Raw genomic sequence first — 26,937 nt, forward strand, 5'->3', positions numbered from 1 at the left:
AACTTGTTGACTGGATCAGCGAGTGCTCTTGTGTTCCAAATTGGTGCGAATAAAGCACAGACTCTGACTGTTAAAATTGATTCCATGTCTGTTGGTGCTTCAGCTTTAAACATTAGTGCAACTAGTGTTTCGACTACTATAGCTACTTCAAAAGCAATTTCATTGCTTGATGTAGCATTGAGTACCGTTTCTAGCCAACGTGCTAATTTGGGTGCGATTCAGAATCGTTTGACTCACACTATCAACAACCTAGAAGTTGCATCGGAAAACTTAAGCTCTGCTCGTTCTAATTTGCAAGATACTGATATGGCGAAAGAAATGGCTAACTACAGCAAACAGCAAGTATTGATTCAATCCGGTACTGCTATGCTGGCGCAAGCAAATCAGTCTTCACAATCAGTTCTTAAATTATTACAGTAATTAGTATGAGTTAACGACCGGCCGGCATATGCCGGCCGGTTTTTAATAACAAAGGAAGGGTTGCCTTATGAAAATTGATCGGGTTAACTCAGTTGAAGCGGTGCAAACAATAGAAAAAAAAATAGACAGTGTAAAAGCAAGTGAAACAAAATCTGCAGATGAGATAGATGTGTCTCAATTAGATAAAGCAATTGATACGCTAAATAAAAAAGCAGAAAAAAATCATTATGATGTGCGGTTTTCTGTTTATAAGGATAGTAATCGTATCGTGATTGAAGTTGTGGATAAAACAAATGATCAGGTAATATCTACATTTCCCCCGAAACAGATTCTTGAGATGGCGTTAATGGTCGACAAGGAATTTAAAGTATTAGATAAAAAAATTTAGAAAGAAGGTGTAATAATGGCTGTTTCTTCAACGTCCTCCACTTCACTTACACTGTCTACAACTACTTCTTCAGCGCTTGGCTCAACCCATTTGAATTCTACGGTGGGGGGGCTAGACATTGATGCTTTGGTTAGTGCAACAATTGCTGCCAAAAGTTTACCTATTACTCTTATGCAAAATAAGAATGCAGTTCTGCAAGCGAAAATAAATGATTATACAACGATTAAAACAGCCTTAAAAACGCTGCAATATGCCGCTAAAGATTTGACATATGAAAGTGCTTTCTCGGGACGAACAGCCACTTCGTCGAAGGAGGAGGTTGTAACTGCAAGTGCTACAAGCGGCGGTACTACTGGTAGTTATACCATTGAGGTTAAGAAACTGGCTACGATAACGAGCAATGCAAGTTTAGCGATTGCAGCTACTGATGGCGCAGATTCTGATGGTACCAAAGCAACACTTACAGGAAGCGATTTAACTGGTACGGATCTCAATGCAGAAATAGATGGAACTACGATTAAAGCGGGCTCTTTTTATATCAATGGAAAAAGTATTGCTGTGACGACAACGGATACAATCAATACCATAGCGAATAAGATTACGGCTTCGGGTGCTGGCGTGAAAGCAACTGTGGGTACGGATGGAAAAATTATTCTTGAACAGAAAACAGTGGGAGCTAGTGGGAAAATTACATTGGGTGAAGACACTACTGGATTTTTAACAGCTACTGGCTTAACTGCTTCTACCCTTGTTGCAGGAAAAGATGCTGTTCAGAAGCGGACATTAGATGATGTGTACGGTGCGGGTGCAGTTGCAAAAGGATATTTCTCTATTAATGGAACTTTTTTTGCAGTTGATCCGTCTACTGATACAGTGGAGTCGATTGTCAAAAAGATAAATGCTTCTACGACCGCTGGAGTTTCAGCTTTCTTTGATTCGACTACGCACCAGATCTCTTTAACTTCAAAAACTGCTGGAGATGAAAAGATTGTTCTGGGAACTGATGGATCTGGAGGAACAGATAGCTCAAATTTTTTAGCTACGGTTGGATTGTTAAACGGTAGCGCAAGAGCTGTTGATGGTAAAGTTGCTGAAGTAACTGTAAATGGAGTAACGGTAACACCTGTTGATAATAAAATAACATTTCAGGGCAATACATTTAATTTAGTGGGTACTGGAACGTCTACTGTTACGGTGAGCGATGATATCGATGCCATGGTAACCAAGGTACAAAATTTTATTACTGCTTATAATGCAGCGATGGATTCCATCATCTCCAAAGTAACAGAGAAGTCAGATTCTTCTTCAACAGATGCCTCTGTGGGCGATTTGTTTGGTGATTCTACTCTGCGGGGAATTGAACAAGCAATGAGAGACTATAGCTCAAAGGTTTTATCTTCTCAAGCCAGTACGATGCAGCAGCTTTCTCAAGTTGGTATTACGACTGGAAAAGCAGGTGTATATGATTTAGCACAAATCCAGAGTGGACACTTGGAATTGGATGCAACCAAACTACGGGCTGCTTTAGCATCTGATCCGAAAGCTGTACAGTCGCTTTTTGGTAATACAACCGTTAGTGTGGATTCTGAAGAAGTTGGTACTGGCAATGGAAGCGATAAAACATTTACTCTAAAATATGGTACTGATATTATCGGCGATCCTGTAATTAAGGTTAATGGTGTTAGTTATACGTTGGTCAAAGCCGCTGATATGAAAGATTACGCTACTTCTCCAAATGGTACGCAGACAAATGTACATCAATTTTCTTTCGATAGTACTACTGGAAAAATTACGCTTAATACTGTTTTGACTTCCAGTGACGAGATTACTGCAGATTATGATTATGATGCTAGTTCTGGTAGCGGTGCGGGGATTTTCGTTCAAATGGGCTCGTTACTAACTAGTTATACTCAATATGGCGGTATGATTGATGCTATAATAGGGGATAAAGGAAACCTTGCGAAAGGAATTGCTTATAATAATGAGCGTATCACCGATATGAAGTATCGTTTATCGCAAGAACAGGCGACTTTGTATACAAAGTACCATAATATGCAAACAACCTTGCAAGGACTTCAGTCTCAAGGGAGTTATATTACTGCATTGCTTGCTAGTTTGACAAAAAGTAGCAGCTAAGTAAAAACAATTTTTTAATTGGTCAACACAATTCGTTGGCCAATTAAAAATTAATAATGTTCACTACTGTCTAGTTGTGTTAACCTGGAGGAAGATATGTGTAATTATTTGCATGAAGAAGTGCTCAAGTTGTTGGCTCAATATGAAACATCCTATGCAAAGCCGATGAATTCGGGAGAGATTGGTGGGAGGTTAAAAGTAACACCTTCTTATATTCGCAGTCAATTAACTCAATTAGTGAAAATAAGAAAAGTAGGAGTCCGGAGAGGAAATGGCGGCGGTTATTACTTAATGAAAGAGGAGATACAGTAATGCAAGCAGTGAATGAAAGTAAAATACAGATAGATGAGTTAGGTGTCCTGCTTGAGGACATGAAAGAGTATTTAGAGAAGGTTGAACAGGGATGCCAGGACTTGCCCAGCAAATTTCATATGGTTGATAAATCTGAGTCGCTTTTGGCATTGACACAAATTATGGAAGGGCTAGGTTACTATGAGAAACTCCTAAAGTCTGTAGGCGTATTATTGGCTATTGATTTTACGGAAATTTTGTACGAGAATACTTCAATAGCTTCACTCTTTGAACAATTTTGTCAATTTTTTACTGATATCTATCAAGCAACAGAGAATGAAGATTACTCTTTGCTGTCAGATACTGTAGAATATGACTTGTTGCCTGTTATAAATGTATCCCAAGGAATATTAGCTGTTGTGCAGGAACGCTATGCAGAAAGGGTTAGATAAATTGATGTCAGAAGCAGACAATCGATGGGAAAAAGAAAATTGGGCCTTATTTAAGGAACGTTACAAGGTAGATAAGTTTACGACGGCCAATCAAGATAAAATTCAAGTTATTGAGAGCCGTGTCGGCATACCTACGGCAAAAGCTATGGCGCCTAACGGCAAATGGATATTTCTGCATAGTTCAATTGACCCGGTAAAAGAAGCTGAAAAAATATCGGCAACTGTTTCGACGGAACCTGGGAAAATTATTGTTGTATACGGATTCGCTCTGGGATATCTTGTCGAGGCTCTGTTAAAAATTGTGGACGAAAGGTCATTATTGTTCATTATTGAACCTGATCCTAATCTGTTTGTGGCAGCTATGAAGAGCCGCGATTTATGTCATCTTATATCTTCGGAGCGTATGTATATTCAAGTCAGTGATTCAGCTAACAAAATAAAAGCAAGCTTTTTTACGATTTATGATCCTGCCAAGTACAATGAAATTATTACCTTGGGATTGCCAGGTCATCAAAATGTATATACTGATTCCTATATTCAGTCTGTGGCATATGTAAAAGACATTGTCAATCTAAAATTGCTGAGTTTAGTAACGATGATTAAAATGGGTTCTAATTTTATTGTAAATTCTTTATTGAATTTGGTAGACTATTCTACTAATCCTGGTGTAGCCTCATTGTTTGGTCGTTGGGCAGGTTTACCGGTTATAATTGTATCAGCGGGACCTTCTTTAAACAAAAATATTCATTTATTAAAAGATGCAAAAGGGAAAGCTGCCATATTTGCTGTTGGAACTGCTGTCAAGGCATTGAAACAATGGGATATTGAGCCGGATTTTATTTTCAGTATTGATCCTCACCCTCTTAATTATGAACACTTAAGAGGAGTGGATGTGGGAAATTCTGCTTTAATTGCTGATATACAATCTCATCATATGATTTTTGAAAATTATAAGGGGCCAATTTTCGTTTCAGGAGATGTGCCCGTATTAAGTTGGTTTGGTGATTCGATAGAAAAAAAAGGAAAAATAGAAAGTGGCGGTTCAGTAGCCAATACTGCTTTTTCAGCAGCATATAAAATGGGGGCAAATCCTATTATATTGGTAGGACAAGACTTGGCTTATGGGCGAGATGGACATTCTCATGCTGCTGGGACGAATTATGCCGACAATATTTATTCTGGAGGTGAAAGTCGCGACTATTTCTTGGTAAAAGCCAATGATGGAGGAGAATTATTCACTGATCGTGCCTTCTATCAATTTCTTACTTTCTTTGAATCCTGGATAGAAAAATATCCTGAACGTGAATACATAAATGCAACGGAAGGCGGAGCATTTATTCAAGGTACAAAAATCATGACTCTGCAAGAAGCATTAAATAGACACTGTCAGAAAAAAGTAGATGTTCAGACAATGATTTGCGAAAGTCAGAATCAATTTCAAGTCCCAGCCCTAGAACCGATAATTGACATTCTAGAGATGCGTTTAAAAGATACATCGAAGACGATTAGCGAAGCAAAGAATGCTATCAAGCGTTTAAAACAATTGCAAAAAGCCTGTGAAAATAATCAATTGGAAAAAATGCAGCAACATTTAAAGGCAGTTGCTAAGATATACGAAAAATTTGAGAATGATGAGTCGATACGTGAAGTAGCAGAATGGTTTTCTCAACATGATTTGCATGGAGTTTTTACGCGTACTTATGAAGCGGGATATTCAGATATGGATGACTATAGTGCTGCCATCGCAGATTATTCGATATATTACCAAAAAATTATCGATGGGTCTAAAGAAATTGAGGAATTGCTCCAGCGTTGTATTGAAAAATTTAGGAGGAAACATTTAAATGATAAATAATCCTTACGATCACTATAAAAAGATGCAGGTGGAGACAGCAAGTCAGGGCAGATTAATTATTATGCTGTATGATGGGGTTTTGAAAAATTTGCGTAATGCTCAACAGTGCATCACCCACAAAGATATAAATGGTGCTCATCGTTTATTAATGAAAGCTCAGGATATTATAAAAGAATTAAATATTACATTGAATATGAATGCTGGTGAAATTGCTCAGAACTTGCGGAATTTATACTTGTATATGCTGCAGCGTTTAGTAGAGGCTAATGTTACTAAAGATACAGATAAGATTGCAGAGGTTATCGATCTGCTGTCAACTTTGAAAGAAGCCTGGGATTCTGTTATTTTAAAAAATAAGTCAGTTGTTGCGCCATAAAAAAGACAGGGGGAATGGTATTATGCAACAAGAAAATATTGAATTCCTTTATATCAAGCATTGTAATAATTTACGACGTTTATCAATGGAGCAGCTTCAGGCTATTAAAGATGAACAAGGAAGTCGAGTTGCTGAATTAGCTGAGCAAAAGCAAATTGTAATGGATAGTCTTATTGCATTACAAGAACAGATCGACATTAAAGATTGCCATACCGAAATTGGTGAGAAAGTAAAAGAAATATTGCAGCAAATTGCTATAAGTGAAAAGGAAAGTCAGCAAATCATTAAAGAACGCTGTGCATCTATCAGTAAACAAATGCTAGCGAATCGTAAAGAAATGAATATTCAGGCTTATGAGGAAGCACCTTCTCAAACTCATGGGAATCTTTGTAATATAGAAAAGTGAAATTTATAAATTAATCGTGGAAAGGACAGAATGATGAATCTTATAGGGAAAAAGGTATTAGTAACTGGAGCAGATGGTTTTATCGGTTCCCATCTTACAGAGCAACTAGTGAGATTAGGATATGACGTAAGAGCATTTGTTTTATATAACTCATTTAATTCATGGGGATGGTTGGATCAGGCTTCAACAGAGATTAAAGAGCATGTAGAAGTTTACACTGGAGATATTCGCGATCCTCATGGTGTGAAGACAGCAATGCAAGGATGTGATATAGTATTACATTTGGCTGCTCTGATTGCTATACCCTATTCTTACCACTCGCCAGATACTTATGTAGATACAAATATTAAAGGAACGCTTAATATCCTACAAGCTGCGAGAGAGCTAGGAGTAGAAAAAGTTGTTCATACGTCTACGAGTGAAGTATATGGGACTGCGCGTTTTGTTCCTATTACGGAAGAACATCCTTTGCAAGGGCAGTCACCTTATTCGGCAACAAAAATTGGCGCAGATCAATTAGCAATGTCATTTTATCAGTCATTTAGTATGCCGATATCCATAATACGTCCTTTTAACACCTATGGACCACGCCAATCGGCCAGAGCAATCATACCTACTGTAATTACTCAGATTGCTTGTGGAAAACGGGAGATAAAGTTAGGAGCATTGCATCCTACAAGGGATTTTAACTATGTAGCAGATACAGTAAGAGGCTTTATTTCAATGGCCCAATCGAAAGCTTCAATTGGTGAAGTTATCAATATTGGTAGCAATTATGAAATATCTATCGGCGAAACAGTGAATCTTATTGCAGAAGTTATGGGAGAAAAGATTGATATTGTAACCGATGAAGCAAGGATGCGACCTGTTAACAGTGAAGTTGAGAGATTGTGGGCTGATAATACCAAGGCGAAAAAACTTCTTAATTGGGAACCTTTATATGGAAACAAAGAAGGATTTAAAAAGGGATTAGCTGAGACGATTGCATGGTTTACAAACAAAGATAATTTAAAAAACTACAAGTCTGATATTTATAATCTGTAGTTAAATAGAAGGATGGATACTATGGAAAAAATTTTACTAGTGCTTGTAGGAAAAATAAAAAAAAGAGATCGATTTAGTAAATTATTACATGAATTTGAGCAAGAAGGCTATGCCGTTCATTTGTTTGAAGATGAAAATCCGGCTAGTTTTGGTTTAGATACTCTAGAGAGTGCAGTAGGATACTTACAGCATCATTACGGTGGATTTGAATCCATTACAGTCATGGGGAATAATAAGTCGCTTTTATTCGCTTGGTATCGTATGAAACATTCTACTATCAAAGAGTATTTACTGTACGTTGAGGAAGCCATTGGAACAGAAGATATGATAGTTAATGAGGATAAAGAAAAAATAATTGCCCTCAATGATTTTTCTGATCTTCAGATTACGGATGGTATGAAGTCAATTAAAATTATATTTGAAGATTGGGATCATATTGTTTCGCTTATTGCGAATTATATTTTATATATTGCTCCTTATAAGAATGAAAAAATAACAGCCTCGTTGCATGATGATGCACCAACGGGATGGGATGATATACTTGAAAGTAAATTATTCCAAGATATAATAACTTATCTTCACGGGAAATATAGTCTATCTATAGGTATTTTGTCGATTATTCTTGTTCCATTTGTCTATCATAAGATGAAGAACTCTGATATACTTGATTGTTTATTATATAATGCAGCGGAAGAATATGGGCGATTAGATTTTAATACTAGAATTAAAGTAATAGATTATATTGAAGATCTGTTCCCTTATTTTACTCCACAGTGTCAAGTTTGTTTGCTGTCGCTTCTATATGAATCTACTCATGAAAAAAAATATATATTACAAATGCTTGATAAAAAGTTATGTAATAAATTAACAATTCAAGAAAAATCAGCTACTTTCTGGAAAATTAAGAGTATGCTCTTTGTTGGGAAATTAGAATTAACGATAGATGAACTAATTATTTTCAAACATTTTTATCAAGTTTGTGTCGATGAGATTGTGCAGCAGGTCCAGTTGCCTAAAACAAAACCAGTGGTCTTACGAAATAGGGATCGTATTGTTATTATTACAAGTCAGTTCTTGGGAATTGAGCATGCGCCCACTCGCAATGTACTGGATTATAGCCACAATTTGAAAAAAATGGGTAAGGAAGTCTTTATTATCAATTCTGCCGATATTTCATTTCCGCTTTACGAACCTTTAAAAGCCAAGCCCATTGAAAGTTATAATACTTTTAATTACATAGAAATTGATAACGAGAATTATCCATTTTATCAGTCCAAAGCGGAAATGCCTAATTTTCAAGATATGCAAAAGATTATCGATCTAGTAGATGATTTTAATCCGGAATTTGTGATTGCAGTCGGTGATTCTACCTTGGCAGCAGACGTGTGTAGTCATTTTATAGATGTAATAACCATTCCTTGTGGGGGAATTTTGCCAATCTATCCTAAAACTTACTGGGCGGTACCACGCAAGCCGCTGCCTAGTGATGAACAAGTTTTTCAAGCCTTTTCCATGGCGAAAGAACGAATTTTTTCAATCCATTATACTTTTATGAAAAAAGAAAAAGAAACTCAACTTGTGCGAAGAGATTTAGAACTTCCAGAGGATGCATTTATACTTTGTGTAGTTGGAAATAGACTCGATGTAGAAGTGACAGAAATATTTATTACAGAACTTGAAGATATCCTTCGGGAAGTCCCCCAAAGTTATATCCTATTTGTTGGCGTATATCCAAATTATAATGAGGTCATGCTCAAACATAGTTTGCTTAAGCAAAGATCCCATTATGCGGGGCGACGAAGCGATATTCAGTCTATTTATCCACTTTGTAACGCTTATTTGAACCCTTTACGTCAAGGAGGAGCTACTTCAGGAGCAGAAGCTATGCTGGAAGGAATACCTATTATAACAAAACCACATGGTGATGTTTATTATCAGTTGTGGTTGGAACAATCTTTTACGGATACAGCAGATATTATCACTTTCTTGCAAAGATGTATTGCAGATCCTGTTTTTTATCTAAAACAATGTAATCATGCCAAGGCACTTGGTGAGAAGCTATTTAATACGGCTGGTATGATGCAAGAGGTGCTGTCTTATATGGGGAACTACCTGCGAATAGTGAAAGAAAGAGCTAACGATTAGATTTTATAACAGGGGGACGGCAAAAACTGTAATTGATTGATATAACTACAGAGCCGATATAAAAGTTATGACAAAGAATAATTTTGATACTTCAGCGATTATTGATGTCTTAAAAAAATGCTTGCCAGCAGGAAAAGCATCCATTGGTCTCCATGAACCTTGCTTTGCGGGTAATGAGTGGAAATATGTGAAGGAGTGCCTTGATACTGGCTGGGTATCTTCTGTTGGTAAATATGTTGACCAGTTTGAAGAAAAATTGGCCGAATATACGGGCGCTAAGCGGGCGATTGCAGTGGTCAATGGAACAGCTGCCTTGCATATTTCTCTTATGTTGACAGGGGTAGAAGCAGATGACGAAGTATTGGTTCCTGATTTAACATTTATTGCTACAGTAAATGCTATAACCTATTGTGGTGCAATTCCCCATTTTGTTGATGTTGAAGAACGTACAATGGGATTGGATCCAAATAAGTTGGCTGATTATTTGCTTGAAATTGCTGAGCTGCGTGGTACCGATTGCTTTAATCGACACACAGGTAGACGAATAAAGGCAGTTCTCCCAATGCATACCTTTGGGCATCCTGTTGACCTTGATGCTCTGATTGAAGTTTGCCAAAAGTTTCATTTAGAATTAATTGAGGACGCTGCTGAATCTCTGGGATCTTCTTATAAAGGTCGTCATACAGGAAATTGGGGAAAATTATCAACGTTAAGCTTTAATGGTAATAAAACAATTACGACTGGTGGCGGTGGGGCTATTTTAACTAACGATGAAGAGTTAGGTAAAATGGCTAAGTACATTACTACAACAGCTAAAGTTCCTCATAAATGGAACTTCTATCATAGCCAGATCGGTTATAATTATCGATTGCCAAATATTAATGCAGCGTTAGGATGTGCACAGCTGGAACAATTGCCCGACTTTTTGATAAGAAAAAGAGCTTTAGCTAAAAAATATATTGATGCTTTTTCTTCCGTGGCAGGAATACGTGTTTTTGAGGAGCCAGCATTTGCTCAAAGCAATTATTGGCTGAATGTATTAATGCTAGAAGATAATTGTAGAAAGTATCGTGATGATGTTCTCGCTGCTACGAATAACAACGGAATTATGACCCGGCCTGTTTGGATCTTAATGCATAAATTACCTATGTTTTCAAATTGTCCCAAAATGGATGTTCACGTAGCAGAAGATTTAGAAGCGCGAATCATTAATATTCCCAGCAGCGTATTCTTATGAAAGAGGCAGAATTAATGAGAAATGGGCAAAGGAAAATTTGTGTAGTTACAGGAACTCGGGCAGAATACGGTCTGTTGTATCAATTAATGAAGAATATTATAATGGACGACCAATTACAGTTGCAGTTGGTCGTTACGGGGATGCATCTTTCTCCAGAATTTGGGCTGACATATAGAGAGATTGAAGCAGACGGCTTTACAATTGATGCAAAAGTAGAAATGTTATTGTCGAGTGACACTCCTGTAGGTATTGCAAAGTCCATAGGGATGGGAGTCATTGGCTTTGCAGATGTACTTGATAGGCTGCAGCCTGACATTATAGTAGTATTAGGCGATCGCTACGAAATATTAGCAGCGGTGCAAGCTGCCTTGGTAGCTAGAATACCCATTGCACACATTGCTGGAGGAGATACAACGGAGGGGGCTTTTGATGAAGCCATCCGTCATAGTATTACAAAAATGTCACATTTACATTTCGTAACAAATGAAATTTCGGCTAAAAGGGTCAAACAAATGGGTGAAGACCCAGAGCATATATATTGTGTTGGTAGTCCTAGTATTGATCAAATAAAAAGTCTACAACTATTTACAAAAGAAGAATTGGAAAAAGAACTGAATTTTAAATTTAAGTCTCGAAATATTTTAGTAACATTTCACCCCGTTACCCTTGACCACCAGCATCCCGTGGAGCAGTTTCAGGAGATATTGGATGGTTTTGATTTCTTTGGCGAGGAGTTAGGAATTATATTTACTAAACCAAACTCTGATACGTATGGTCGAACTTTAATCCAAATGATTGATGAATATGTTAGAAAACACCCTCGACATACATGTGCATATACCAATCTAGGACAAAAACGCTACTTTAGTGTTATTGCACAAGTGGATGCTGTATTAGGTAATTCATCTAGCGGGATATATGAAGTTCCGTCTTTTAAAAAAGTAACCATAAATATAGGAGACAGACAGAAAGGACGTATTCTGGTCTCATCGGTAATAAATTGCTTGCCGCAAAGACAGGCGATCATTGATGCTATTGAACTCTCGTTTACATTAGAATGTTCCGATGTTGTGAATCCATACGGTGATGGAACAAGTTCACAAAAAATCGTATCTATATTAAAAAATGATTTTGATAGAAATGAAGTAGTAAAAAAACATTTCTTTGAGGTGGATTGCTCAAAATGAATCAAAACCAGAAGACTTATATTATAGCTGAGGCTGGGGTTAATCATAATGGTTCGTTGGAACTGGCGATGCAGCTGGTTGATGTTGCAGCTGAATGTGGAGCTGATGCAGTAAAATTTCAGACATTCCAGGCGGAGAATTTAGTTGCAAAAGATGCTATAAAAGCAGATTACCAGAAGCGAACCACTGATAGGGAAGAATCTCAATTTGAAATGATTAAAAAATTGGAATTAGATGAAAGGGCTCATCATGAGTTAGCTCGGCATTGTGGTGTGCGAGGCATACAATTTTTATCTACTCCCTTCGATTTAGATAGTTTAGAATTATTAATGAATTTTGATATGCCATATATCAAAATTCCATCAGGTGAAATTACCAATGGTCCGTTTTTACTAGAGATTGCTCGTACCAATAAACCTGTTATTCTATCCACGGGTATGAGTACATTAGGTGAGATTGAAATGGCCTTAGGAGTATTAGCTTTTGGATACCTTGAAAGATGGGAATGTGCTAGTATTGAAGCTTTTCAAGAGGCTTATTCGTCAATAGAGGGACGCCAATTATTGCAGCAAAAGGTAAGCCTAATGCATTGCACTACTGAGTACCCAGCTCCGTTTTCAGACGTGAATTTAAGAACGATAGATACTTTGAGGAGTGCTTTTAATTTATCAATTGGTTTTTCCGATCATACGCCAGGTATTTCCGTTCCAATTGCGGCAGTGGCTCGAGGCGCGCTGCTTATTGAAAAACATTTTACATTAGATTGTAACCTTCCTGGACCAGATCATAAGGCTTCTTTAGAACCAGTTCAATTAAAAGAAATGATTAAGGCAATACGGCAGATTGAGGAGGCGCTGGGCCACTCCTTTAAGATTCCAGCACTTTCGGAGGTTAAAAATAAGGCTGTGGCTCGTAAAAGTTTGATCGCAAATCATATAATCCAAAAAGGTGAAAAATTCACGGTAGAGAATCTAACAGCAAAACGTCCTGGAATTGGACTTTCGCCAATGAATTATTGGGATTTATTGGGGAAGAATGCTAAACGAAAATATGAAATGGGTGAAAAGGTAGAATTATGATACACCCCGTTATTGTGGTTGGTGCTGGAGGGCATGCAAAAGTAATAATTGATATGTTATTAGCATCCTCTGTTGAAATCATTGGCGCTACGGACTCTGATCTTCAAAAAAAAGGCAATCGGGTGTTAGGGATACCTATAATTGGTGACGATGAAGTTATCTTGCAATATAATCAGGAGAAGATATTTCTGGTTAATGGTATAGGCTCAATCGGATTACCAGTAGTTCGAACTCAAATTTTTCATCACTTTAAGCAGCTAGGTTATTCATTTCAAACGATAATCCACCCTTCTGCTATTCTGTCTTTGGAAGTTACAGTTGGAGAAGGCAGTCAGATTATGGCAGGAGCGATTATCCAGCCAGGGTGTCAAATTGGTGCAAATTCCATAATCAATACGGCAGCTACTGTGGATCATGATTGCGTAATTGGTTCTAATGTCCATTTGTCTCCTGGAACCACCCTTTCTGGTGGTGTTGGAATTGGAGATGGAGTGCATATTGGAACTGGTGCTGTTATTATTCAAGGAATTCAAATTGGCAAAGATAGCGTTGTAGGGGCAGGAGCAGTTGTCGTTAAAAATGTGGTAGAAAATACGAAAGTAATGGGTGTGCCAGCGCGGGAGGTATGATCATGAAGAATAAAACAGATGTGTTCTCGGATATACAGTTAAATAACTGGAAAGAAAAAAATTGGAGTTGTTATCGGAAGAAATATGCTAACAGTACAATCACAGCTCAAACTGTTCCCCATGATTCTGCTATTGAACTATTGCCTAGTCGTACTGAGTATCCTACTTTGCGTGTGGTTGGCAAGAATGGTCAAACCGTTTTTCTCCATAGTTCCGTTGACCCTATAAAAGAAGCGCAACGACTGGCGAGTAACGTTGAGGTACAAGTCGGTGATTTGATTGTTGTATACGGATTAGGTCTCGGTTATTTAGTTGAAACGCTCTTGAAGCAATTTGATGAGCGGATTTCCTTCTTTGTTATAGAACCGGATCAAAACATCTTTCAGATGGCTATGGGAGTTCGTAGTTTATGTGATATCTTTCTATCACCGAGAGTGTTTATTCATGTTGGTAATTCGTTAGTGGGTATGCAAAATGATTTTTTTACTTTTTATGATGCAACTCGCTTTCATGATATTGTACTTGCCGGTTTGTCTGGACATAAAACTGTATATAATCAGTTTTATTCCGAGTCTATGGCAATTATAAAACAGACCGTAAATTCGACAGTTATGGAATTAGAGACGATTGCAAAGATTGGACCGGAGATAGTTTCGGGTACGATCTTAAATTTTGTGGATTATTGCACGCATCCAGGGGTTGATTCCCTTTTTGGTAAATTTAGTGGAGTTCCTGCGATTATTGTAGCTGCAGGTCCTTCTCTTAATAATAATATTGAATTGCTGCGAGAAGCGAAAGGCCGGGCTGTCATTTTAGCCGTGGGAACAGCCGCACAGCCATTACAAAAGCAGGATATTGTTCCTGATTTTATAGTTAGTATTGATCCTATATCTTTTAATTACGAACATTTTAAAGAATATAATAGCCAGGAAACTGCTCTCATTACTGATATACAATCCTATCCAGCTATTTTACAAACGTTTCTAGGGCCTATGTTTGTAGCGACGAACCATTCTTTTATTCATAATTGGTTCGAAGGTGCTATAGAATCAAAGGGCGATTTAGAGACTGGAGGCACAGCTGCACATAGTGCAATGGTGGCTGCTTACAAAATGGGAGCCGATCCAATTATCTTTATTGGACAAGATTTGGCTTTTGCAAATGATGGTCGTACCCATGCGTCGGGGACGAACTATGGTGAAGCTGGAACTAACAAGAATACATATTCAGCCGGGGATAATGTTGAACTTTTTCCGGTTAAAGCTAATGATGGCGGGCAGGTATTGACAAATCGCATTTTTTCTCAGTTTCGATTGTTTATTGAAAAGTGGATAGAAACTAAGAATAATTGTACGTATATCAACGCCACGGAAGGTGGCGCCTTGATTGCAGGTGCGCAGATCAGAACACTTAGGGAAGTGTTGTCTGCTTATTGTAATAAGCTAGTAGATGTCCGATCTGTAATCAATCAGACTCAGCAAGAATTTTGCAGAATGCCGATAGAACAAGTACTTGCTATTCTCTACCGTCGCCTTGCAGATGCGAATCATATTTTTGATGCCGTAGCGTCAGTTTTGAAACGATTAAAACAGCTGCAGCTTGCTTATGAAAGTAAAAATGTAAATAAGATTCAAAAATATTCCAACAGCATCAACGAAACATTTCAAGCATTTGAGAAGGATACTTATATCCGCCCAGCAGTTGATATTCTTGCTCATCACATAATCCATCATGTGCTTTTTCGCCGCAATGAAGCAATGTATTCTGAGGATAATGATGTTCAGAAAGCTATTGCTGATTACAAGGTTTATTATGGAAAAATCTATGAAAGTGTTGAACGTGTGAGAGACTTAATTGAACAGTCTATAAAGTTTGCTGAGGAGAAGAAGCATGAGTGAAGTGAAGTCCATATTTGATAATAAGTCAGTACTAATTACTGGTGGTACAGGTTCTTTTGGTAAAGGTTGCATTAAGACTATATTGGAGAGATATAAACCAAAGCGATTAATTGTTTTTTCTCGTGATGAATTGAAACAATATGAGATGCAGCAGGAATTTAATGCACCCTGCATGAGATATTTTTTAGGTGATGTAAGAGATGCAGAGCGTTTGAGACAGGCAATGCGAGGTGTAAATTATGTAATTCATGCTGCGGCATTAAAGCAGGTGCCAGCAGCCGAATATAATCCTATGGAATGTATTAAAACCAATATAAATGGTGCGGAAAATGTAATCAAGACAGCAATTGATAATGGGGTTGAAAAGGTAATTGCTTTATCTACCGACAAAGCTGCCAATCCTATTAATCTTTATGGAGCAACCAAGTTGGTGTCTGATAAGCTATTCGTAGCAGGTAATAATATTGCGGGTGGTCATGAGACACGCTTTGCAGTTGTTCGATATGGGAACGTTCTTGGCTCTCGGGGTTCGGTTGTACCTTTCTTTAAAAAATTAGTGGCTGAAGGTGTAAGTGAAATACCAGTAACAGATCTTCGTATGACGCGGTTTTGGATAACACTTTCCCAAGGGGTTGAATTTGTATTACAATCCTTTAGCAGAATGTATGGTGGGGAGATATTTGTGCCTAAAATTCCATCCAGTCGGATTTCAGACTTGGCTAAAGCTATTGGACCAAAGCTGCCTATCAAAGAAATCGGCATTCGTCCAGGAGAAAAATTACATGAGATCATGTGTCCTATTGATGATTCTCATTTAACTTTGGAATTTGCTGATCATTATGTAATTCGTCCATCCATTACGTTTGTAGCACCAGTTGATTATACAATCAATGCTATTGGGGAAAAAGGGTACTGTGTAGAACAAGGTTTTGAATATAATTCAGGTACTAACCCTCAAATCTTGACTGTAAAAGAGTTGCAGGAGATGATCTAGGTGAAATATATTCCATATGGTAGACAAGATATTAATCAGGCTGATATTGAAGCTGTAATTCAGGTTTTGCAGTCAGATTGGATAACCCAAGGACCCGCTATTGAGCAATTTGAAAGAAAAATAGCGGAGTATTGTGGTGCGAAATATGCCGTAGCGGTGAATAGTGCAACTTCCGCTTTACATATTGCATGCATGTCGGCTGGTCTTGGACCGGAAGATATATTGTGGACGTCACCAAATACCTTTGTTGCATCTGCTAATTGTGGCCGTTACTGCGGCGCAGCAGTTGATTTTGTAGATATTGATTTTCGTACCTATAATATGAGTGTTGAAAAATTAAAAGAGAAATTAATTAATGCTAAGATAGAGGGGAAACTTCCTAAGGTAGTTGTCCCCGTACATTTCTCAGGGCAGTCTTGTGAAATGGATACGATTTTAATGCTTGCTAAAGAATATGGTTTTACTGTTATTGAGGATGCTTCTCATGCTGTTGGCGGTAGTTATAAAGAGCAGAAAGTTGGCTCTTGTGTATATTCTGATATGACAGTTTTTAGCTTTCATCCCGTGAAAATAGTTACTACTGCCGAAGGTGGCATGGTGCTGACGAATAAGCGGGAACTTTATGAAAAACTTATCCGATTTCGCAGCCATGGCATTACTAGGGATCCTGAGTTGATGATCGGAGAGATTCATGGTCCTTGGTATTATCAGCAGATTGATTTGGGGTTTAATTATCGAATGACTGATATACAGGCAGCTTTAGGACTTAGCCAGATGGAACGATTGGATCAATTTGTGACGAAACGACATGCAGTAGCTGAGAAGTATAATAAGGAGCTACAAAATTTGCCAGTCGTATTACCATGGCAACACCCAAATACATACTCAGCATACCATTTATATGTAATCTGCTTAGAGGAAAATAAAATAGTAAAAACTCATAAGCAGATATTTGAAGAACTGCGTGAAGCTGGAATAGGGGTAAATCTACATTATATTCCTGTGCATACGCAGCCTTATTATCGTCAATTGGGTTTTGAGTGGGGGGATTTCCCTGTTAGTGAATATTATTATTCGACAGCAATTAGTATTCCTATATATTCGGCGATGACGGATGCAGATCAAGATTACGTTATTAAAACTCTTAAAGAGGTTTTAGCATGAAAATAGTAATTATCATACAAGCAAGAATGACGTCAACGCGTCTTCCAGGAAAAGTACTAAAAACTGTATTAGGTAAGCCATTACTGGAATACCAAATTGAGCGTCTTAGACGTATAAAATCAGCAGATGAGATTGTCATTGCTACTACTACCAATGATACGGATCAACCAATTGTCGATTTTTGTAATAGGCTTGAGTTATCTCATTTTCGTGGGTCAGAAGAAGATGTACTGGCAAGGTACCATGGAGCTGCGGAAAAATACAATGTTGATGTTGTAGTAAGAATTACTTCGGACTGTCCTCTGATTGATCCCACAGTGTGTGAAAAAGCAATTAATTATTTTATAGAAAATCAGGACAAATATGATTATGTAAGGCTTGAACAATACCCCCGTGGGTTAGATGCCGAAGTGTTTTCTTTTAAAGTGTTAGACGAATGTTTTAGAGACGCTACGGACAAACCTGATAGGGAGCATGTCACTCCTTTTATTTATAGAAATCCCGAACGGTATCGAGTAAAGTGTATAAACTGTGAAAAGGACTATAGTCATCATAGGTGGACAGTCGATGCTCCAGAAGATTTTGAACTGGTTAGACGGATTATTGAAGGTCTGTATCCTGTTAAGAAAATGTTTGATTTTGTCGATGTATTAGATGTATTTGAAAAAAATCCCGATTGGTATTATATAAATGAAAAAGTACGGCAAAAGAAGTATGGAGAATAAAATGATAGTTATTTTTGCTGATTTCATTAATTATTTTTATACGCTGTAAATTTTTTCAAGAATCATTTACTGAAATTTATAATTGAAAATATTAAAATAAGCATTTTAATAAATATTGACTTGAAGGGATTGATTAAGTGGAAAATGATAGAAAAGTTTTCAATAACGTCAACTATATAAAAATGAAGTACTTTAAGCGAGAAGATTGGACTTGTCTTCAAGAATTAATAGATTTATCAGAACGTATTTTTTATGACTTCGAAAGTATTGATAAAAATATAGAAAATGAAATTATCATATTTGGTGCTGGCAGTGCAGGACAAAAACTATATCAGCTTTATAATAAGAACAATATAACTGTGCGGTATTTTTGTGACAATGATAAAAGTAAGCATAATATAAAGATTGATGGCGTTTCAGTAATTAGCCCTGAGCAGTTAGTTCAATTATCGCATCCATTTATAATTATAGCCTCAACCTATTGGTTGGAAATAGAGAAGCAAGTTATTGAATTAGGTTTACCATATAGTATTATAGATATTGATCAGGGATTCGGTGAAAAGCTTAATGATATTAAAGAAAATTTAGAAAAATTATATGAAGTATATTCTTTGTTGAATGATGATAGATCGAGGTTTGTATTTCTTACTAGGCTAAAAGCAATAATAATTAATGCGGAAGAATATTTAAATCTAGTGAGTGAAGGTAATGAATACTGGGCATTACCTCAGTTTGTTAACAATCCCAATGAAATTTTTGTTGATGCCGGTGCTTTTAATGGAGATACGGTAGATTCATTTCTATATAATAATGGAGGAAATTTTAAAAAGATTTATGCCTTTGAGCCTAATCATGAACAATTTGAAAATTTAAGAAACAAGACGAATTATTTTATGAGATGTTCCAAACTTCCGTTAAGTTCTATTGAATGTATACAAGCTGGTGTAGGAGAGAGGGATGAAACACTATCCTTTTATAAAAACGAAGGTGTACCTGCAGGAAGCACGTTTTATAAGGATTTCACTAAATTCTCATCTTGTAATATGATAGAAAATATTAGAATTTATGCACTCGATAGTTATTTAAAAGATATTCCCATAACTTTACTTAAAGCAGATGTAGAAGGCTTCGAGTTGGCAATGTTGAAAGGTGCCCAAGATATTATATGTAAAGAACGCCCTAGATTGGCAATCGCTATTTATCATAAACAAGAAGATTTATGGGAAATACCATTGTTTATTAAAAAACTTGTACCCGAATATAAAATGGCAATTAGACATCATGGCACAATACATTATTGGTTTGAGACTGTTTTGTATTGCTGGATTTAAAATAGTGGTGATTCGGAAAATTATCGAGCGAATAATTTCCATGGAGTTTTCGGTAATGGACCTGGAGCATGTACCAAATATGGGAGGAAACAATGAAAATTGCTATTATGCAACCATATTTTTTCCCTTACATCGGATATTTTCAGTTAATAAATGCTGTAGATGTATTTATTATTTATGATAATATTCAATATACGAAAAAAGGATGGATTAGTAGAAATCGTTTTTTGCAAAATGGAAAGGATTCTTTGTTTTCCATTTCTCTAAAAAAGGATTCTGATTTTCTAGATGTGAGAGATCGGGTTATCGCGACTGAATTTAATAAGCAGAAGCTATTTAATCAAATAGTACAGGCATATAAAAAAGCGCCGTATTTTATGCAATTCATTCCTCTCTTTGAGAAGATATTGTTTAATGATGAAACTAATTTGTTTAAATTTATTTATTTCTCTATTCGAGAGATATGCAATATCCTCGAAATCAATACAGAAATTATAATCTCCTCTAATGTGGCGATAGATCATTCATTAAAGTCTCAAGAGAAGGTAATAGCTATTTGTAAAGAAAATGGTGCGGGCGTTTATGTAAATCCAATTGGTGGGCTAGAACTTTATTCAAAGGAATCATTCAGAGAGCATGGGATAGATTTAAGATTTATTAAATCTAAATTGATTGAATACGAGCAATTTAATAATGTATTTTTTCCGTGGCTTTCGATTATTGATGTGATGATGTTTAACTCAAAAGAAGAAATAAAAGGGTATTTAGATTGTTATGATTTAATTTAATATCCTCTAATGAATAGTACAATATATAAGAGAAATTTGATGAAAAAATGCAGATAGCACCTTCTGCTTTAGTTTGATAAATAATTCGAATTGATGAATTATTTGTTTTTGATTAAAAAACCAAGTGCCTACAAGCTTGAAATTTAAAATGATTAATGATATTTTAGGGGAAATGAAAAATGAATACAAAAAGAAACTACAATAAGGAAATAGAAGATACTACAGATCATAAATATGCCTATAGTTTTGATTTGGACGTGATGCATGGTTACATGATTAAATCATTTGAACCTTTTCTTAGAAAAGGAAATCTTCTTGAACTTGGGAGTTTCAAAGGCGATTTTACAAAAAGATTGTTACCTTATTTTGATGATATTACTTGCGTTGAGGCCTCAGATGAGGCTATTGAAATCGCCCAGGGAAAAATTGGGACCAAAGTTATCTTTATACATTCACTTTTCGAGACGGTTACTCTTACAAATAAATACGATAACATTATATTAACTCACGTATTAGAACATCTTGATGATCCAGTTGCCCTCCTTAAACGAATAAATGATGAATGGTTAGCTGATGATGGCAGATTATTCTTGGTCTGCCCAAATGCAAATGCTCCTTCAAGGCAAATAGCTGTAAAAATGGGTTTAATCACGCATAACTCTGCTGTAACCCAAGCCGAAGTAGACCATGGGCATAGAATTACTTATACCTTCGATACTTTGGAAAGAGATGCCAAGCAAGCTGGTTTAAATGTGGTTCATCGCTCAGGCGTTTTTTTTAAAGCATTGGCGAATTTCCAATGGGATAGGTTGTTGGAAACTGATATTATTTCTCCGGAATATCTAGATGGGTGTTATCAACTAGGACAGCAATATCCTGACTTATGCTCCAGTATTTTTCTTTTATGTAAAAAGAGAATATAAATACTTTAATAGAGGGTTTATACCTGCTTTTCGCTCAAGGCTCAATGCACCAAAGCATGATTGGGAAAATACAATGAGATTCTTGAAAAATAAAGGTTTGAGATTTTTTAATTCCTGCAAAAAGAAGGATGCGATAGAAAATGTTGAAAGGTTCGAACTAATATGAAAAATGAATTAGATGAACATGTTATAGCATATGAAGGTAAAACGATCTACGATTTTGATAATGAAATTTTGCTAAATTGGTATCCAAGAAGAATTATTGAGCTTACCAAAGAGACGGACTCAATTTTGGAATTGGGTCTTGGGCATGGATTTACAGCTCATATTTTTTCGAAAATTTATAAAAAATATTGTGTTTTAGAAGGATCTCCTGCTGTTATAAAAAATTTTAGGAAAAATTTTTCCAATTGTGAACTTCAAATTATTGAAACATATTTCGAGTCTTTTAAAAGTAATGAGAAATTTGATGTTATTGTAATGGGATTTATTTTAGAACATGTAGAAAATCCTGTTCGAATATTGAATCATTTTAAACAATTTTTATCTCCTAATGGGAAAATATTTATAGCTGTTCCCAATGCAGAAGCGATGAATAGACGATTAGGAAGGTACGCGGGGTTTTTAGCTGATATGCAGGAATTATCGCAAAATGATCTTGATCTAGGTCATAAAAGATTTTATACAGTTGATAGCTTGAAAAAAGAGATGAAGGATACAGGTTTCTCAATAGAAAGAATTGAAGGAATCTATCTAAAGCCTTTTACAACTTCTCAAATTCTATCTTTGAATTTGGATAAGAAAGTTATTGAAGGACTGTGTGAAATGGGTATTAATTATCCAGAATTATCTTGTGGGATTCTAGCTGAAGGGAAAATAAAATGAAAACAATTGCAGTAGTCGGAGGGACATCTTCACTAGCAAAATATTTAATACCAGCTTTATCTAAGAAAAATGCAGTTATTTCTTTAGGGCGAAAAGATTGTGATTTATATTGTGATTTGCAAGATGATTTAGAATCAATGGTTATACCTGCTGATACTGATGTTGTTGTTCATATTGCTGCGGCTTTTAATGGTAAGACGGATGAGGAAATTATTAAAACAGAAGAAATAAACGCTATTGGAACATTGAAAATTTGTATGGCTGCAAAAAAAGCTAATGTAAAGCATCTAATTTTAATTTCTTCCCAATCTGTAGTTTTGAGTGAAGAGTCTTTATATTATAGTATCTATAGTATAGCAAAACGCCATGCAGAGGAATTAGCTACGTATTATTGTCGGTTGAATCATTTACCTTTAGCTATTTTAAGGCCATCTCAAATATATGATGACAAAGGTCATTTTAGGAAACACCAGCCTTTGATATTCTTGATGGCTGATCATGCTGAAAAAGGTAGTAACATAGAGATCTATGGAAGAAATGATGCATTACGTAATTATATTCATGTAGAAGATTTTGTGGAAATTATACTTCGTACAATAGATAAGAATTGTGAAGGTATATATTCTTGTAATTATCCTAAAGATGTTACATTAAGCGAAATAGCAAAAACTGCACAATTAAGTTTTAATAATGGTGGAGATATTGTTTTTCTTCATGACAAGCCCAATATTCCTGATAATATTTTTGATAATCAAATAGAATTATATGAGAAAATCGATTTTTATCCACAAATTGATATTGCAACTGGAATGGAAAGAATTGTTGAGTATCGAAAGAGTAGGGTATGATGAAAAATATTCTTGTAAGTGGTGCTAGTGGTATTGTCGGTTATGGTATTTTAAAATCTTTACGACAAGGTGTGGAAAAATTTAATCTGATCGGAACTACGATTTATTCTGATTCTATTGCACTGGCTTTTTGTAATATTTTTGAACAAGCACCCATGACCAATGATCCTGGTTACATTGATTGGTTATGTCATATTATAAAAAAACATAATGTGGATATGATTATTCCCGGGATTGAAGCAGATATGTATAAATGGCGAGACAATAAAGAATTTATTGAAAGATCAGGAACTAAGATTCTGTTGAATAATATTGAGCTTATTGATGTATGTAAAGATAAATGGCTCTTTTATGAGGAATTGAAAAAAAACCACTCTTTACTAGCGATAGAATCAAGAATTGAGGGTGATTTTTCTAATTTTAAAAATGATTTTGGATTACCTTTTTTATTGAAGCCAAGACGAGGTTTTGCATCAAAGGGTATTGTAAAAGTTGATTCGAAGGATATTTTTGATTTACATAAAGAAAACTTAGGTGTTGTTTTAATGGCGCAGCCAATAGTCGGTAGTAATGAAGATGAATATACAACTTCAGCATTTTTTGATAATAAGAGTGTTTTGCATTCCTATATGACATTGAGAAGAAAATTATCTAATGAGGGTTTTACTGAGAAAGCTCAAGTCACTAATCTTGCAGGAATTGAAGAAGCGATCAAGGAATTGGCGCTCATTTTCAAACCTATTGGCCCTACAAATTTCCAATTTAGAGTAGACAACAATAAATTAAAGTTACTTGAAATTAACCCAAGGATTTCTTCGGCGACTTCAATAAGAGCAGCTTTTGGCTATAATGAATCTAAGATGAGTGTCGAATATTTCTTAAATGATAAAGTGCCTGATCAGCCGGTTATCAAATCAGGTGTAGCTATTAGGTATATAGAGGAGCATATCGTTTATGATAGGGATAATTTCTGATATTCATGGTAATTATACTGCTTTGCTGGAAGTCTTGAATTCGTTGGATGCAATGGGGATTAAAGATATTTATTGCTTAGGTGATGTTGTTGGATATTATTCGCAAATAAATGAATGTTGTGTTGAATTGAGAAAAAGAGATATTAAATGTATTATGGGTAATCATGACTGGTATATGGTAGCTAAAAGTTTTTGCCCAAGGTCAAATAGTGTTAATGATTGTATGAAGTATCAACGAACGGTAATTGCAAAAGAAAATTTTGATTGGCTTTCTTCTTTGCCAATCTTTCGTAACATTCAAGGAATATCAATGGTCCATGGTGGTTGGTGTGACCCTATTGATGAATATTTAGACCCGCAAGAAGAATATTTTGCTAGGATTACTGGCAAATATTTTATGTCTGGCCATACTCATATACAAGCAATAAGAAAATTTGGTGATAAAATTTATTGTAATCCAGGATCTGTTGGACAACCTAGGGATAATAATCCAGAATCTGCGTTTGCGACATTTGATGGGGAAAATTTTTTCCTTCATCGGGTTAAGTATGATGTTGATCAGGTTGGAAAGCTGATGGATAAGGCAGGGTTTAGCGGATATTATTATGGATGTTTAAAAACTGGTTCTAGGAATTTGCAGTGGGCGGAGGAATAAAATGTTTAGGTGGGAAAAAAAGGGAGTAATTTTTAATCCTATTGAAATTGAGGATAGACCTCAATGGATGTTTGAATATGCTCAAGCCCCTTGTGTATTGAAATTCGCTGATTTTATACGAGTATATTTTAGTTGTCGGCCTACAAGAGATTGCAATGGACAATGTGTAAGTTATTCTGCTTATGTTGATTTAGATAGAAAAGACTTATTTAAAATAGTAAATTTAGCCCAAAAGCCTATTTTGGAACTTGGCGAAAGAGGCTGTTTTGATGAATTTGGTATTTATCCCATATCTGTAATTCGAGATGGGGATGATGTTAGGGCTTACTATACAGGTCATACAAGGTGTGAAAGTGTTCCTTTTGATACAGCAATAGGTTTAGCAATTAGTAAGGATTATGGACAAATTTTTGAAAGAGTTGGGCGTGGTCCAGTATTGTCATCTTCTTTAGATGAGCCATTTGTACTGAGTGGCCCTAAAATTAGAAAATTTAATGAAATGTATTATCTGTTTTACATAACGGGTAAAAAATGGATTGAAGCAAATGGAAGAAAAGAAGTAGTATATAAAATTCGAATGGCAATATCCAAGGATGGTATTAGCTGGAATAAACTAAATAAAAATATTATTGAAGAAAAATGGGGCGATCATGAAGTTCAAGCCAGTCCTGATGTATTTTTTAATAATGGCAAATATCATATGTTCTTTTGTTATATGCTTACTCCAGATTTCCGCTATGATAAACAAAAAAGTTATCGTATAGGTTATGCTTCATCAGTTGATTTAATTAATTGGGAAAGAGATGATTCGAAAGCAGGCATTGATGTTTCGCAAGCTGGTTTTGATAATGAAATGATTGCATATCCTCATGTATTTGAACTTGACGGAAAAATTTATATGTTGTATTTAGGTAATGAGGTAGGGAGATATGGGTTTGCTCTTGCAGAACTTAGAGGAGAATTAGATTAATGAAATGGCGGAAAATGGGGCAGATCTTTAGTTTTGAAGATTTTAATTTTAGAAAAGAATTTGTTAGTCACTCTCAATCACCTCAGGCGGTAGTTTTTGATGATTATGTTCGAATTTATTTTTCAACAAGGCAAAAGAGTGAAAATGGGAAATTTTTAAGTAAAGTACAGTTTATAGATTTTGATAAATCTTTTACGAAAATTATAAACCAATCCACTAAAGAGGTTATCAAACTGGGTGAATTAGGAACATTTAATGAACATGGTATTTTCCCTTTTAACCCTGTTAAATATAAAAATAAAATTTGTGCATATACTACGGGCTGGACCAGAAGATCTTCTGTTGATGTCGATTCAGGCATAGGACTTGCTATAAGCCATGATGGCGGAGAATCTTTTGAAAAAATGGGTGACGGCCCTGTTTTGTCTACTTCATTGAATGAACCTTTTTTGGTTTGTGATGGTTTTGTCAGAGTTTTTAACGATATGTTTCATATGTGGTACATTTATGGTACCGAGTGGAAGGTTTTTGAGCAAAATCAAGAGCCAGAGAGGACATATGTTATAGGTCACGCAACATCTGTTGATGGGATTAATTGGGTTAAAGAAGGTCGACAAATTATAGAGTCTAAGTATGATGGCGAGTGCCAAGCATTACCATCAATTATACAAATTGGTAGTAGATATCATATGTATTTTTGTTGTCGAAATTCTTATGATTTTAGAAAGAATCCCCAAAATTCATACAGGCTTGGATACGCATATTCTGATGACTTAATAAATTGGATTAGGGACGATGAAAATGTAGGTATTGAAGTTTCAAAGACTGGTTGGGATTCAGAAATGATGTGTTACCCGCATATTTTTGAAATGGATAATGAAATTTATATGCTATACAATGGAAATGAATTTGGGAGATATGGTTTTGGTTTAGCAAAACTAGAAGAAATATGAAGATGAATCATGCAAAAAAATTATAAACAAGAGATAGAAGATCAAACATCATATCGTCAGAAGGGATTGAGATCCTTGCATAATATTGCAATCTTATCTTGATTTACTGTCTGAGCTTTCTGATGACCCTGTAAGGGTTTTAAAAGGTAGAATTAATGATGAGTTGGTTATCTGATAAATTTAA

The 26,937-nt window shown here is 35.8% G+C and carries 27 protein-coding genes; all 27 read left to right on the top strand.

The annotated features are described in order from the left end of the window. Positions 1-420, top strand: a 420-nt coding sequence (locus BMZ99_RS03475; RefSeq protein ID WP_281246736.1) for a flagellin, incomplete at its 5' end; no start/stop codon positions are given. A gap of 67 nt (positions 421-487) precedes the next feature. Then, positions 488-808: a flagellar protein FlaG gene (locus tag BMZ99_RS03480; RefSeq protein ID WP_090932987.1), complete on the top strand. Its 321-nt coding sequence runs from the start codon at positions 488-490 to the stop codon at positions 806-808. Between the two features lie 15 nt (positions 809-823). Further along, positions 824-2,944 (top strand): flagellar filament capping protein FliD, encoded by a 2,121-nt coding sequence (fliD, locus tag BMZ99_RS03485; protein WP_245754800.1) that lies wholly within the window; start codon positions 824-826, stop codon positions 2,942-2,944. 96 nt (positions 2,945-3,040) lie between these two features. Then, a complete protein-coding gene (locus tag BMZ99_RS03490; protein ID WP_090932992.1) occupies positions 3,041-3,256 on the top strand; it encodes an Rrf2 family transcriptional regulator in 216 nt (71 codons plus the stop codon). Then, positions 3,256-3,687, top strand: coding sequence for a hypothetical protein (locus tag BMZ99_RS03495; protein WP_090932993.1), 432 nt, complete (start codon positions 3,256-3,258; stop codon positions 3,685-3,687). Before BMZ99_RS03490 ends, BMZ99_RS03495 begins: the two co-directional genes overlap by 1 nt. Next, on the top strand, positions 3,668-5,542 hold the full coding sequence (locus tag BMZ99_RS03500; RefSeq protein ID WP_245754801.1) for a motility associated factor glycosyltransferase family protein: 1,875 nt from the start codon (positions 3,668-3,670) through the stop codon (positions 5,540-5,542). Before BMZ99_RS03495 ends, BMZ99_RS03500 begins: the two co-directional genes overlap by 20 nt. Continuing rightward, positions 5,532-5,918, top strand: a complete 387-nt coding sequence (gene fliS, locus BMZ99_RS03505; RefSeq protein ID WP_090932995.1) for a flagellar export chaperone FliS — start codon at positions 5,532-5,534, stop codon at positions 5,916-5,918. Before BMZ99_RS03500 ends, fliS begins: the two co-directional genes overlap by 11 nt. A 22-nt stretch (positions 5,919-5,940) precedes the next feature. Continuing rightward, positions 5,941-6,324, top strand: coding sequence for a hypothetical protein (locus tag BMZ99_RS03510; protein WP_090932997.1), 384 nt, complete (start codon positions 5,941-5,943; stop codon positions 6,322-6,324). Positions 6,325-6,354: 30 nt separating this feature from the next. Next, positions 6,355-7,368 carry an NAD-dependent 4,6-dehydratase LegB gene (locus BMZ99_RS03515; protein ID WP_281246737.1) on the top strand — a complete coding sequence of 338 codons (1,014 nt, stop codon included), beginning with the start codon at positions 6,355-6,357 and terminating at the stop codon, positions 7,366-7,368. Between the two features lie 21 nt (positions 7,369-7,389). Further along, on the top strand, positions 7,390-9,513 hold the full coding sequence (locus BMZ99_RS03520) for a glycosyltransferase family protein (RefSeq protein WP_090932999.1): 2,124 nt from the start codon (positions 7,390-7,392) through the stop codon (positions 9,511-9,513). Between the two features lie 67 nt (positions 9,514-9,580). Continuing rightward, entirely contained in the window at positions 9,581-10,750 is a 1,170-nt protein-coding gene (locus tag BMZ99_RS03525; protein ID WP_090933001.1) for a LegC family aminotransferase, read from the top strand. Positions 10,751-10,764: 14 nt separating this feature from the next. Next, positions 10,765-11,937, top strand: a complete 1,173-nt coding sequence (neuC, locus tag BMZ99_RS03530) for a UDP-N-acetylglucosamine 2-epimerase (protein WP_090933239.1) — start codon at positions 10,765-10,767, stop codon at positions 11,935-11,937. Continuing rightward, positions 11,934-13,016, top strand: a complete 1,083-nt coding sequence (gene neuB / locus BMZ99_RS03535; RefSeq protein WP_090933003.1) for an N-acetylneuraminate synthase — start codon at positions 11,934-11,936, stop codon at positions 13,014-13,016. Before neuC ends, neuB begins: the two co-directional genes overlap by 4 nt. Beyond that, positions 13,013-13,645 (top strand): acetyltransferase, encoded by a 633-nt coding sequence (locus BMZ99_RS03540; RefSeq protein WP_175490470.1) that lies wholly within the window; start codon positions 13,013-13,015, stop codon positions 13,643-13,645. The genes neuB and BMZ99_RS03540 overlap by 4 nt, the downstream gene beginning before the upstream one ends. 2 nt (positions 13,646-13,647) lie before the next feature. Then, on the top strand, positions 13,648-15,543 hold the full coding sequence (locus BMZ99_RS03545) for a motility associated factor glycosyltransferase family protein (protein WP_175490471.1): 1,896 nt from the start codon (positions 13,648-13,650) through the stop codon (positions 15,541-15,543). Continuing rightward, complete coding sequence (gene pseB / locus BMZ99_RS03550; protein ID WP_407670173.1) at positions 15,536-16,537, top strand: UDP-N-acetylglucosamine 4,6-dehydratase (inverting); 1,002 nt, start codon at positions 15,536-15,538, stop codon at positions 16,535-16,537. The genes BMZ99_RS03545 and pseB overlap by 8 nt, the downstream gene beginning before the upstream one ends. Next, positions 16,538-17,701 carry a UDP-4-amino-4,6-dideoxy-N-acetyl-beta-L-altrosamine transaminase gene (gene pseC, locus BMZ99_RS03555; protein WP_090933009.1) on the top strand — a complete coding sequence of 388 codons (1,164 nt, stop codon included), beginning with the start codon at positions 16,538-16,540 and terminating at the stop codon, positions 17,699-17,701. Next, on the top strand, positions 17,698-18,426 hold the full coding sequence (locus tag BMZ99_RS03560) for a cytidylyltransferase domain-containing protein (RefSeq protein WP_090933011.1): 729 nt from the start codon (positions 17,698-17,700) through the stop codon (positions 18,424-18,426). Before pseC ends, BMZ99_RS03560 begins: the two co-directional genes overlap by 4 nt. Before the next feature lie 137 nt (positions 18,427-18,563). Next, entirely contained in the window at positions 18,564-19,757 is a 1,194-nt protein-coding gene (locus BMZ99_RS03565) for an FkbM family methyltransferase (RefSeq protein WP_090933013.1), read from the top strand. Between the two features lie 92 nt (positions 19,758-19,849). Continuing rightward, positions 19,850-20,545, top strand: coding sequence for a WbqC family protein (locus BMZ99_RS03570; protein WP_090933015.1), 696 nt, complete (start codon positions 19,850-19,852; stop codon positions 20,543-20,545). A gap of 179 nt (positions 20,546-20,724) precedes the next feature. Continuing rightward, positions 20,725-21,468: a class I SAM-dependent methyltransferase gene (locus tag BMZ99_RS03575; protein ID WP_090933017.1), complete on the top strand. Its 744-nt coding sequence runs from the start codon at positions 20,725-20,727 to the stop codon at positions 21,466-21,468. 162 nt (positions 21,469-21,630) lie between these two features. Next, the gene (locus BMZ99_RS03580) at positions 21,631-22,353 is read left to right on the top strand and encodes a class I SAM-dependent methyltransferase (RefSeq protein WP_090933019.1); all 723 of its coding nucleotides are present in this window, start codon (positions 21,631-21,633) and stop codon (positions 22,351-22,353) included. Beyond that, a complete protein-coding gene (locus BMZ99_RS03585; RefSeq protein WP_090933021.1) occupies positions 22,350-23,201 on the top strand; it encodes an NAD-dependent epimerase/dehydratase family protein in 852 nt (283 codons plus the stop codon). Before BMZ99_RS03580 ends, BMZ99_RS03585 begins: the two co-directional genes overlap by 4 nt. Further along, positions 23,198-24,175 carry an ATP-grasp domain-containing protein gene (locus BMZ99_RS03590; RefSeq protein ID WP_090933023.1) on the top strand — a complete coding sequence of 326 codons (978 nt, stop codon included), beginning with the start codon at positions 23,198-23,200 and terminating at the stop codon, positions 24,173-24,175. The genes BMZ99_RS03585 and BMZ99_RS03590 overlap by 4 nt, the downstream gene beginning before the upstream one ends. Continuing rightward, positions 24,156-24,830: a metallophosphoesterase family protein gene (locus tag BMZ99_RS03595; RefSeq protein ID WP_090933025.1), complete on the top strand. Its 675-nt coding sequence runs from the start codon at positions 24,156-24,158 to the stop codon at positions 24,828-24,830. Before BMZ99_RS03590 ends, BMZ99_RS03595 begins: the two co-directional genes overlap by 20 nt. 67 nt (positions 24,831-24,897) lie before the next feature. Continuing rightward, a complete protein-coding gene (locus BMZ99_RS03600) occupies positions 24,898-25,800 on the top strand; it encodes a glycoside hydrolase family protein (RefSeq protein ID WP_217645041.1) in 903 nt (300 codons plus the stop codon). Then, positions 25,800-26,753, top strand: a complete 954-nt coding sequence (locus BMZ99_RS03605; protein WP_090933029.1) for a glycoside hydrolase family protein — start codon at positions 25,800-25,802, stop codon at positions 26,751-26,753. Before BMZ99_RS03600 ends, BMZ99_RS03605 begins: the two co-directional genes overlap by 1 nt. Positions 26,754-26,937: the final 184 nt, after the last annotated feature.

It is taken from the genome of Pelosinus propionicus DSM 13327, assembly GCF_900114615.1.
GTDB lineage: Bacteria > Bacillota > Negativicutes > DSM-13327 > DSM-13327 > Pelosinus > Pelosinus propionicus.